Here is an 11099-nt window from a genome sequence, read left to right on the forward strand (position 1 = left end):
AAAATTTAGACCTCTTTGCGGAAAGAAAACAGAAAAATGCGCCGGTCCATCCCGGCGGGGGCGGCGCGCAGGAATGCATGGAATGCCATGCTGTGAGTTGCCTCAGGGTGCACGTTGGATGGCAGAGCGCGGCATGGATTCAACGAGGCGACGCGTGTACGGGTGCAGCGGGTTGCCGATGACCCTCTCTGTAGGGCCCTCCTCGACGATCTCGCCAAGATAGAGGACATAAATGCGCTCGGCGATCTGGCGCACGACAGCAAGGTCGTGCGAGATGAAGAGATATGAGAGCTCGTGCTCGACTTGCAGGCGCTTGAATAGGTTGAGCACCTGCGCCTGCACCGAGACGTCAAGTGCAGATACTGGTTCGTCGCAAACGAGGATTGCCGGTTTGACAGCAAGCGCGCGTGCGATGGCGACTCGCTGGCGCTCGCCGCCCGAAAGCGACACCGGACGGCGCGTGGCGTAGGCGGCAGACAAGCTGACTTCTGCCAGCAGCGACGCGATCCGTTCCGGCGTCGCTGGGCCGGTAGCGCCCGCCGACGCCCCGAGCGCCTCGCCCAGAGCCTGCCCGACGCTATGCCTTGGATTTAGTGTCGAATAGGGATCCTGGAAGACCATCTGAATTGTCCGCCGAACGCGGGCGCGGTCCGCCTTCGCCATGGCGCCGAAATTCGCTGTCGCGATGCCGTTGATGAGGATGTTGCCAGCAGTCGGGGTTTCGAGGCCCACGAGGCAGCGCGCGAGCGTGGTCTTGCCCGAGCCGGATTCGCCGACGAGGCCGACGCTTTCCCCGGACATAATGTGAAGCGATACGTCCTTTACCGCGCAGATCGAACGGCCCCGCCTGCCCACGAATGTCTTGACGAGCGCGTCAACGCGAACGAGCGCCCCTGCGGTTTCGCTCTGGCGCGGCGTTATAGGCGCCGCCAAGAGCGCCGCCCCGCGCAGAGCGTCAAGTTCACCCTGAATCTCGTGTTGGCGGATGCATGCAGTGAACCGACTCGCATCGCGAGCGGCCAGCGGCGGCTTGCCGGCGCGGCAAATCTCTTTCGCCCAATCACAGCGGTCGGCGAAACCACAGCTGTCGACAACATCGGCCGCGCGCGGCACGGAGCCCCGGATCGCAACGAGCCGAGGCACGCGAATATCGACCGGCGGTTCCGAGAGCAGAAGTCCCAAGGTGTAAGGATGGAACGGCTGACGCTCGACAGATGCGGCCTCGCCGACTTCGAGCATTGAGCCGGCGTAGAGCACATAGATGCGCTGGCAGGTCGAGAACGCGAGGCGTAGGTTGTGCGTAATGAGAATGAGGCTCATGTGTCGCTCGCGCTGGACACGACGCAGGAGCTTGATGATCTCCGCCTGCGTTGTTACGTCGAGCGCCGTCGAGGGCTCATCGGCAATGAGCAGTTCCGGGTCGCGAGCGAGAGCGGCGGCAAGTGCGACGCGCTGGCACATGCCCCCCGATAGCTGAAATGGCAAGCGGCGGGCTACATCCTCGTCGGTTATGCCGACCTCTGCGAGGCGTCTTTTCACCTCCGCGGCTCTTACGGCACGCGAGGCGAATTCGGGCCGGTCGCGCAGCATTTCGTCAATGTGGTCGCCGCTTCGCATGAGTGGATTCAGCATCGTGAACGGATCCTGCATAAGCATCGACACGCGAAACCCGCGGATCTTGCGGAGTTCGCTCTCGGTAAGCCGCATCAGGGGGATGCCGTCTAGCGTGACAGCGCCTGTGGCATTTATGCCTGGCGGCAATATGCCGGCGATTGCCCGCGCCGTGAGCGATTTTCCGGACCCGGATTCGCCGACGATCGCAACGGTCTCGCCCCGCTTCACCATGATGCCCAAGGACGTCGTAATGGGCACCGCGCCGTGTGAGATCGCTAGCCCCTCGACCTCGAGGAGCGGACCGTCCTGACCCGCGCGCGTTACGGCCGTGTTCACTCTGCAAACCGCTCGAACAGCCAATCACCGATGAGGTTCATGCTGACCGCGGTAAGGACGATCATTCCTGACGGCAGGATCAGCGCAACCGGATTGGAGAAGAGGATATTGCGGTTCTCGAAGAGCATCCGACCCCAGTCAGGGGTCCCGGGCTCAATGCCGAGGCCTAGGAACGACAGCCCGGCGAGATTGACCAGCGCGAAGGCAAAGTCGAGGACTACATATGCGAGGATGATCGGCGCGACGTTCGGGAAGATGTGCACGAACACAATACGCGTCTTCGAGATACCGAGAGTGCGCGCGGCGTCGATATAAGGAAGCGGTCGTTGCTCGAGGACCGCGCTCCGCACAATGCGCGTATCGGGGGCGGCGAAAAGGACGACCAAAACGAGGACGGCGGTCCAGTATCCGCCGCCCACTACACCAACGACGACGACCGCCACGAGCGGCCCCGGCAACGCGAGCATGAAATCCACCCAGCGCATGATGGCCGAATCGACCAGACCGCCGAGATAGCCCGAAAGAAGGCCAAGCAGGGTCGCGATCGCGAAAGCTCCGGCGGCAACGACGACTGGGCCGACCAAGGCCGTTCTCGCACCATAGATCACGCGCGACAGGACATCGCGGCCGAGTAGATCCGTCCCGGCAAGGTGTACTGGGGAAGGCGGCGTATCGCCGATCCCGAGACGCTGGAGGAAGGGCGAATCGGGGGCGATTCTCTCCCCAAGGACAGCGCAGATCGCCACCGCGGTGACCATCAGCGCAGCAACGATTATGACGATTGGAAAGCGCAATGGCTGCTTCCTCCTTCGTGTTTCGCCGATGGCTGGGGCGCTCATGACTCGACTCGGCCGAAACGGATGCGCGGGTCGATCAGCGTATAGATCACGTCGATCGCAAGGTTGATGACCACGACGAAGGCAGAGAAAAGCAGCGTGGTCCCTTGGATCATCGGAATGTCGCGCTTCTGGATTGCATCGATCGTCAAGGCGCCGAGACCTGGCAACGAAAAGGTGACCTCGACGTAGATCGCGCCGGTCACGATGCCTACGACGATGAGCCCTGCGGCCGTGACCACAGGAATGAGGGAGTTCCTGAGCACGTAGGCAAACAAAATGCGATGCGAACTCAGTCCGCGCGCGCGCGCAAACGTGACGTAGTCTCGGGCCAGCTCCTCGATCATCGCCGCGCGCGTGATTTTGACGACGATCGCCATGACCGAGATCGCAAGCGCCAGCGCCGGAAGCGTCAGGTGCCAGGCACGCTGGAGAAATCCGCTCCCCGGACCGAAGATCGGGAACCAGTGCAGCAGAACGCCGAAGACATAGAGAAGGAAAATGCCTGTGACGAAGGCCGGAGAGCTGATGCCGAAAACACCGAACATCACGACCGCCCGGTCGAGCCACGTACCACGGCGGAAGGCCGCGAGCGCACCGAGCAGGATGCCGAGGCCAAGAACGAGAATGGTGCTCATCAAGCTGAGAAAGATGGTGACGCCGAGCCGATCCGCAATCGTACTCGTCACCGCCCGGTTGCCCTGGATCGATACGCCTAGGTCGCCTCGGATCACCTGCAACAGCCACTTCCCATATTGGACGAGGAACGGATCGTCCAAGTGGTAACGCGCACGGATGGCTACGAGCGTTGCCGGGTCTGACGGGCGTGCGCCAAGCAGGGAGCGGACCGGGTCACCGGGTGCGATGTGGACCAGCGCGAAGACGCCGAAGGAGATTATAAGGAGGAGTGGGATCGCCACGGCGAACCGTCGCGCGACGAAGACGATGAGGCTCGAGCCCGTCACCGCGGGGACCCGAGATAGCGGTCGAACCAGCCGATCGTGCGTCGCCATCCATCGAGCCTGCGCTCCCGCTCGCGCACGCCCAGGCCTTCGCGCCGATAGACGACGAGCTCCGACTGGGCACCGCGTTCGAGGAGGGCCGCATACGATTCCTGCGCCTGGCCGAGCGGGGTGCATCGGGCCCTGTCGCCATGGATTATCAATTTCGGCGTCGTCGGCTCGTCGAGCCGCATGATTGCCAAGAGACCGATCGCTACGCGTCGATGGCGCTCCTCTGAAAGCTGCCCGATGAACGCATGGAAGCTGTGACTGCAGGAACAGTGGCATTGATTGGCGATGCCGGAGATTATTACAGCGGCTTTAAACCGGTTGATCGTTGCGACCGCCCGGGCCTTAAGATAGCCGCAGTAGCTGGCGCCGAGCTGGTCGGGGTCGCTGACGCCCGCTGCGACGCGCAGCTGGTGACGTCGTCCGAGACTTGCCTCAAAAAATTCCATCTGCTGCCACCTTCAATCCTCGGCCGGACGCAGGGGCGCCGGTGCATGCGACGAAAACAATGAAAATGGCCGTGGCCAAGCGGCGCCGCGATCCCTTATTTCAGGCCGAAACCCCGGATCGCCCACGGGACATTGTACCAGAAGGCGGTATAGCCGGTGAGCTTGTACTTGTTGTTGATCGCCATTGCCGAGGCGGGCCAGAAGATCGGCACGACTGCGACATCCTCGTTGGCGATCCTGAACACGCCCTTCAACGCATCGGCGCGCGCCTTCGGGTCGGACGTCTCGTTCGCGATCTTCAGGAAAGCATCGACTGCGCCATTCCTGAAGTTCGAGCCATTCATGCGATCCTTCTCTGCGTTCGCACTCGAAAAGAAGAGGTCGGGATAGTTGGCTGCGTCAGCGAAGTCCGGGTAATACCCCATGATCTGCATGCGAAATTTCTCGTGTTTCTCCTGTTTTTCGTGCCGAAAGTACTGCGCGAGCCAGGTGTTATTGTCGGTCTCCTGGATGCTTGCACGGATACCGATTTGCTTCAGGTTCTCCACCACCGACTGCAGGATGTTGACCATATATGGATCGGCGTTCGATGCGGGGATAGTGACGTCAAAGCCGTCCGGATGGCTGGATTGTGCCAGCTCTGCCTTCGCCTTGTTCAAGTCAAACGGGTATGTTGGCAACGTAGCGTAGAAGGCGCGAACCTCGTCAGAAGGCAGCACTCCCGACCACATTTCGGGCGGGTTCAATGCCGTCGCCGCCTCGCCGTTGCCCTTGAGGAGCGCCTTGACGAGACCCTCCCGGTCTACGGCATAGGCCACGGCACGGCGCACATGGATGTCGTCGAATGGCGGCGCCGAATGATCGAGAATAAGCGCGTACATGCCGAGCGACGGCGCGGTGACGATGTCGACGTTGTTTAGAGCTTTCCACTGGTCGACATCGGAGATGGCGAGATCGAAGGTGCCGTCGATCTCGCCGCTTTGCATAGCGAGACGCAGAGCCTGCCGGTCTCGAGCCGTTTGGAAGGTGATCCGTTTGACGACTGGCTTCGGCCCCCAGTAGTCGTCGCGCGCTTCGAGGACGACCTCATGTGTCGGATCGAATTTAACGAGCTTGTAGGGGCCGGTCCCAAGCGGCAGAACTTCGGGTGTTCCGATATTCCTATCTGCGAGCTGTTCTTTTTTGAAGACGAATCCCGCCATGTGAGCGGCGGTAAAGGCGAACTGGACATTCGGCGCCTTCAATTTGACGGTCACCTCACCGGGTGCCGTCGCCTCAACCGTCGCCACCGAACTGTAGAAGGAGGCGAGCTGCGAGCCAGAGTCCGGGTTCATGTGATACTTGAAGGTGGCGGCGACATCGTCTCCGGTGAGGGGACTTCCGTCGCCGAACCTGACGCCGCTCCGAAGGTAATACTTGATGGTCGTCGGATCGACCTGCTCCCACTTGTCGGCCGATGCGGGTTCGAGAGTGAGATCGTCGCCGAAGGTTAGCGGTCCTTCCTGGACAAGCGACATGATCGCGCCGCCATAGGTCGTCCAGGCATGCGGAATGAACAGCGTGTCTGGGATGCTGGGCAAAGCCCACGTGATCGATTCAATCTGCTCCTCTGCCTTCGCCGAAGGCGCTATTGAGAGTGACCCGATCATGACAACGGCTGCAGTGAACACCACCCCGTTGAGCATAGCGCAACGTCGCGTCAACCCCTTGTCCATTTGGTCCCCCGTTGTGCGTGGACTTCAGACGCACAATGTACGCGCCTAGTTGTTAACCCTCAAGAGGTTGTCCTCGGTCAGGCCGAGTGTGGTGATCGGCGTTTGGGATTTTAGGGTGCCATGTGGTCTATGCCAATTGTAGCGAAGGGCCCCTGTGGCAATTATGCGGCGCGCCGGTCGCGTTGGGATAGGCGAGGGCGCTGAGGGCGTTCTGGATAAGGCGTTCGGCCGTGCGGACGGGCTTGAGATCGTGTCGGCATCAGGCGCGGGCGAATGCCCTTGACGTGCAACAGGGCACCCGTTCGACCGTGTTGCCGAGGCCGGCATAGTAGGCCAATGCCGCCTCGAGGAAGGCAACGGCTCTCTCCCTCTTCTCGTCGGGCAGTATCTGTGAGAATGCGATGCGGGGAGGCATCGTTGATGGCGACGTGGACGGCGGCGCCATCAGTTAGAAATCGTATCACCCAACGGCTGGCCATTTTCGACGTGACGCGCAGCCCCGGCTTTGGAGCAACAACGTCGCGCGATCTCATCTCGACCCAGCGGCGTCAAATGTTCATTCTCATGCATGTTCATTTGGTCGTCCGAAAAACACTGTGGAACAACCTCAGCTTTCCGGTCCGGACCGAATGGATAAAACTAGTCGAGTGTATCGCAAGTCAGTGAAACTGAAGGTAGCGGAAAGGCGGTAAAGGCGACTTCTGCCATTGTCGCGCCACGTGCCAGCAGCTGCTTGGAGTGGTCCGATAGTGATCAGTGCAGCACCATGTCGTTTATGCGATGACGCAGCAGCTTATCGTCTTCATCTAGCGCCGCAGAAGGGATCCCTCTGCGACATCGAGATGACAAACGGCTGCCTTCGAGTGCTAACCGACCCTGTATTCGTCCGATTCTGGTCGTCGCATTCGCAGCAATGAGCTATTATTTCATTCCGGAATGACCGGTGATGGGGGCAAAGTTCCCGCGCGGAGGCCGATACCATGGCATTGCATCGGGTCGGGCGAAAACTGGCCGCAATACTGGTTGCGGATATCGTCGGCTACTCGCGCCTCGTTGATGCCGACGAGACCGGGACGTTGGCAGCGGTGAAACATCTGCGGCAATCCCTCCTGGAGCCTTTGCTCGCCGAACACCGCGGTCGTGTCGTGAAGCTGATGGGTGAAGGTTTAGTCGCGGAGTTCGTGTCTGTCGTCGATGCGGTGGCCTGCGCAGCGGCAGTGCAAAAACAGGTTGCCGACTGGCAGGAACCCGTGAGTTCCGAACGCCGCGTTGTCTTGCGCATCGGCGTAAACCTGGGAGATGTCGTGATCGAGGACGACGATCTGCTGGGTGACGGCATCACTGTGGCGACTCGTCTGGAAGAACTCTGCACACCAGGAAGCGTCTCAATATCAGGCTCGGCTTACGAGCAACTCATGGGCAAAATCGATGTCCATTTCGAGTATGCGGGCGAACAGCAGCTCGGGAACATCCCCACGCCCGTGAAAGTCTATCAGATGATCGCATCCTCGGCTCCGGCCAAGCCGGCAGCAACGGAAACACGAGAGCCGAGCCCGGACGCCCGCAAGATGGTCACGATCCTCTTCACCGACATCGTCGATTCCTCACGGCTCGGCCTCTCCCTCGATCCCGAAGCACTCCGGAACCTGCTCAGCCGCTACTTCGGCGAGCTGAGCGCAATCGTTCAACGGCACGGCGGAATCGTGGATAAGTACATCGGAGACGCGATCATGGCTGTGTTTGGGGTGCCGCTCCTACACGAAGACGACGCGCTGCGCGCGGTGCGGGCGGCAGTGGAGATGCGCGAAAAACTTGCCATCCTCAACCACGAACTCGAAGCCGGTTGGGGCGTCCGCCTTGAAAACCGAATCGGCATCAACACCGGCGAGGTGATCGCCGGCGACCACACGCAGGGATATTTTTCAGTCGCCGGAGATGCCGTCAATGTCGCCAAGCGCCTCGAGGAGGCGGCGGCGGCCAATGAGATCCTGATAGGGGAGCCGACGCACAGGCTCGTGCGCGATGCAGTCGTCGTCGAGCCGAGCGGGCCGCGCCAAGTCAAGCACGGCAAGACCATCCGCGCTCTTGTCCTGGTAGAAGTCATAGCCCGCGCCCCCGGCCTTGCGCGCCGCTTCGACTCGCCTTTCGTCGGGCGCGAACGCCAACGAGCCTTGCTCCAGACCGTCTTCCGCAATGCGGTCGGCGACAGAACCTGCCACCTCGTCACCATTCTCGGCGAAGCGGGTATGGGAAAGTCGCGGCTCGTGCGGGAGTTCGCGAGCGACCTTCCAGAGGATGTCACGGTCTTGCATGGCAGTTGTCTGCCCTATGGCGAGGGCATCACCTATTGGCCGCTGGCCGAGATCGTCCGGGAGCTCACGCGCGCGGAGGGACCGGACTCCGGCGAAAAGCTCGCAGCTGTGATCGGGTCGCGGCTCACAGGCGACGAGAAAGCCGGGCTGATTGCCGAGCGCGTGGCCGGGGCGCTAGGGCTTGGCGGCGCGGGACAAGGTACGACCGAGGAGACCGCCTGGGCCGTCCGGAGGCTGTTTGAGGCGCTCGCGCGAACGGGTCCGCTCGTTGTCGTGGTGGACGACGTCCATTGGGCTGAATCGACGTTCCTCGACTTAATCGAGCATGTCGCTGACTTCTCACACGATTTCCCGATCCTCCTCATCTGCATCGCGCGGCTGGAGCTTTTCGATACACGTCCCGGCTGGGGGGCCGGCAAGCGCAACGCGACGTCAATCCTCCTAGAGCGGCTCAGCGACGCGGAATGCCGCGAGCTGATCTCCAACCTGCTTGGTGGCGTGCCTCTGCCGCCCGCGGCGGAGTCGAGGATCTCCAGCGCAGCCGAGGGCAATGCGCTCTTCGCCGAGGAACTCGTGGCGATGCTCGTCGACGACGCGTTGCTCACCCGCGCGTCCGATGGCTGGGTCCCTGCGTCCGACCTCGCCGAGCTGCCCGTTCCCTCGACGATCAACGCGCTTCTCGCGGCCCGTCTCGAAGGCCTCCCGCCCGTTGAGCGCGCCATCCTGACGGCCGCCGCAGTTGAGGGCACAGTATTCCATCGGGGTGCCGTCAACGAACTCGCCTGTCCCGTGCCCGACGCACTCGAGAACGGCTTGCTCGCACTCGTCCGTCGGGATCTGATCCGCCCGGAGGCGCCGTCATTCGCCGGAGACAAGGCCTACCGCTTCCGTCACGTCCTGATCCGCGACGCCGCGTATCGCTCCCTTCCGAAGAACGCGCGCGCCGACCTGCACGAGCGCTTCGCCGCCTGGCTCGAGCGAACGGCCGCGGACCGGCTGGGCGAGTTCGAGGAGATTGTCGGCTATCACCTCGAACAGGCCTATCAGTACCGGGTCTCGCTCGGCCCGCGCGACGCGCGCGCGGCTTCGCTTGCCGCCCGGGCGTGCGAACGGCTCGAGGCCGCAGGGCGGCGGGCGCTAGTGCGTAGCGACCTTCCTGCAGCGATCAGCCTGCTCGAGCGGGTTTCCCGCCTGCTTCCCACCGATGATCCACGGCGGATCGCGCTGCTCGCGGAGCTGAGCGGCGCGCTGATCGAAAGCGGTCGGCTGGATCATGCTGGGCGCGTGCTGGACGAGGCGGAGCTGCTGGCGGCGGCCGCGGACGACCAGCGCCTGCCAGCGCGTGTGCTCGTCCAGCGCCAGTTCCTGCAGCTCCTCCTCGGCGAGGAGGGCGGGCTGGAGAAGGCCGCACGCGCGGCGGCCATTGTGATCCCGATCTTCGAGCGCCTCGGGGACGACCTTGGTCTGTGCCGCGCACGGCGGCTCGAGGCGTGGCTTTTTTTTAACGCAGCTCGCGGCGAGGCGGCCGCAGCGGCGTGGGAGCGCGCCGCTGCCCACGCGCGACAGGCGGGGGATCAGCATGAGTATTACGAGATTCTCACGTGGATCGCGTCCTCGCTCTGGTTCGGGCCCACTCCGGCCGCCGAGGGCATCCGCCGTTGCGAGGAGATGCGTGCGAAGGTGCGCGAAAGCCCCGAGTCGGAGGCGGCGATCCTCCGCCAGCTCGCATGCCTGAACGCGATTGTCGGCCGCTTCGCGATTGCCCGCGAGTTGATCGCGACGAGCAACGCCACCTACGCCGATCTTGGCCTTACACTCTACGTGGCGTCCTCTGAGCATGAGGCCGTCGTGGAGCTGCTCGCCGGGGACCCCGCTGCGGCCGAGAAGAGCGCGCGCGCAGCGTATCGCGCGCTCGAGGAGATGGGCGAGCGCGCGTTCCGCTCGACGATGGCCGCGTCCCTCGCCGTCGTTATCCTCGAACAGGGACGCGATGAGGAGGCGGAGGACCTTGCTAAGCTCAGTTCCCAGCTGGCTGCGCGCGGCGACCTGGTCACGCAGGTCCGTTGGCGCCGCGTGCGCGCACGCGTGCTTGCGCGCCGGGCAGAAATCCAGGCGGCGGAGGCGCTCGCGCGCGAGGCATTGACGATCGCCGAAGCGACCGACTTCGTCAACGACCGGGCGGATGCACTGGTCGACCTGTCTCACGTGCTCGAGGCCTCCCGCCGACGAGACGACGCGGTCGCCGCTGCGTCCGCGGCGCTGGATCTATACAAACTGAAGGGAAATGTGGTCGCCACAGCAGCGACCAGGCTCCGGCTAGGCAAACTCGCCAAAATGTGACACCGTGGGAGGCGGCAAAGGGGGTAGCGCCGCACCTCGTTGTGAACCGCTCGAGATCGGAGGTGGTGTGATGCCAGCCAACTTCGACAAATGTCGTCGAGCGACAAGCAAAAATGTGTCTCACCCACTGGCCGTTTGGAGACGGTGCTGACGCTCGATGCTTGGGTTCTCCAGCCGGGTGGCGCCTGCAAGGCTTCCTGCTTGGTCCCTTTGGGAGAAAGGTGTCCGTTGAAGCGCGTTTCGACATCGCCCGCGGGCCTGAGCCGGAAGGTCGCTGACCTCCCGCGCCGGCAATTTTCCTTGCCTTTGTCAATTCCAGCAGAGCCGATAATCCCAACTTGTTGAAGGCCCCTTTCCCACGGGGTGGGGTGCTACTTCTTGAAACCATTTTCGAAGAGGTCAAGCATGGTCACGCAAAAGAAAGCCCCGGCAAAACAGACACCCAGGCAATTTGGTGCGACGAAGGCTGGGAAGCGAAAAACTGAGA

At 62.7% G+C, this 11099-nt stretch carries 6 protein-coding genes and 1 pseudogene; 1 reads left to right on the top strand and 6 read right to left on the bottom strand.

From position 1 onward, the window contains the following. Positions 1–102: 102 nt before the first annotated feature. The 6 genes and pseudogenes from AAAB35_RS22970 to AAAB35_RS22995 all read right to left on the bottom strand — a co-directional run. On the bottom strand, positions 103–1950 hold the full coding sequence (locus AAAB35_RS22970; protein ID WP_340670593.1) for an ABC transporter ATP-binding protein: 1848 nt from the start codon (positions 1948–1950) through the stop codon (positions 103–105). Then, positions 1947–2789, bottom strand: a complete 843-nt coding sequence (locus AAAB35_RS22975; RefSeq protein ID WP_340670594.1) for an ABC transporter permease — start codon at positions 2787–2789, stop codon at positions 1947–1949. Before AAAB35_RS22975 ends, AAAB35_RS22970 begins: the two co-directional genes overlap by 4 nt. Then, positions 2786–3751 (bottom strand): ABC transporter permease, encoded by a 966-nt coding sequence (locus tag AAAB35_RS22980; RefSeq protein ID WP_340670595.1) that lies wholly within the window; start codon positions 3749–3751, stop codon positions 2786–2788. Before AAAB35_RS22980 ends, AAAB35_RS22975 begins: the two co-directional genes overlap by 4 nt. Continuing rightward, a complete protein-coding gene (locus AAAB35_RS22985; protein ID WP_340670596.1) occupies positions 3748–4245 on the bottom strand; it encodes a prolyl oligopeptidase family serine peptidase in 498 nt (165 codons plus the stop codon). Before AAAB35_RS22985 ends, AAAB35_RS22980 begins: the two co-directional genes overlap by 4 nt. A 95-nt stretch (positions 4246–4340) precedes the next feature. Next, a complete protein-coding gene (locus AAAB35_RS22990) occupies positions 4341–5960 on the bottom strand; it encodes an ABC transporter substrate-binding protein (RefSeq protein ID WP_340670597.1) in 1620 nt (539 codons plus the stop codon). A 45-nt stretch (positions 5961–6005) separates the two neighbouring features. Continuing rightward, positions 6006–6394 (bottom strand): annotated as a pseudogene (locus AAAB35_RS22995) (IS481 family transposase); the annotation flags it as partial. A 546-nt stretch (positions 6395–6940) separates the two neighbouring features. On the opposite strand from AAAB35_RS22995, the gene AAAB35_RS23000 reads away from it, so the two are divergent. Then, positions 6941–10612, top strand: a complete 3672-nt coding sequence (locus AAAB35_RS23000) for an adenylate/guanylate cyclase domain-containing protein (protein ID WP_340670598.1) — start codon at positions 6941–6943, stop codon at positions 10610–10612. The last annotated feature ends 487 nt before the right edge of the window (positions 10613–11099 follow it).

Origin of the sequence: Phyllobacterium sp. (genome assembly GCF_037994425.1) — a bacterium.
Taxonomy (GTDB): domain Bacteria; phylum Pseudomonadota; class Alphaproteobacteria; order Rhizobiales; family Rhizobiaceae; genus Phyllobacterium.

Excerpts from the sequence above, each read along its gene's own strand:
- AAAB35_RS22975 (WP_340670594.1), bottom strand. The coding sequence starts at position 2,789 with ATGAGCGCCCCAGCCATCGGCGAAACACGAAGGAGGAAGCAGCCATTG.
- AAAB35_RS22985 (WP_340670596.1), bottom strand. The coding sequence starts at position 4,245 with ATGGAATTTTTTGAGGCAAGTCTCGGACGACGTCACCAGCTGCGCGTC.
- AAAB35_RS22990 (WP_340670597.1), bottom strand. The coding sequence starts at position 5,960 with ATGGACAAGGGGTTGACGCGACGTTGCGCTATGCTCAACGGGGTGGTG.
- AAAB35_RS23000 (WP_340670598.1), top strand. The coding sequence starts at position 6,941 with ATGGCATTGCATCGGGTCGGGCGAAAACTGGCCGCAATACTGGTTGCG.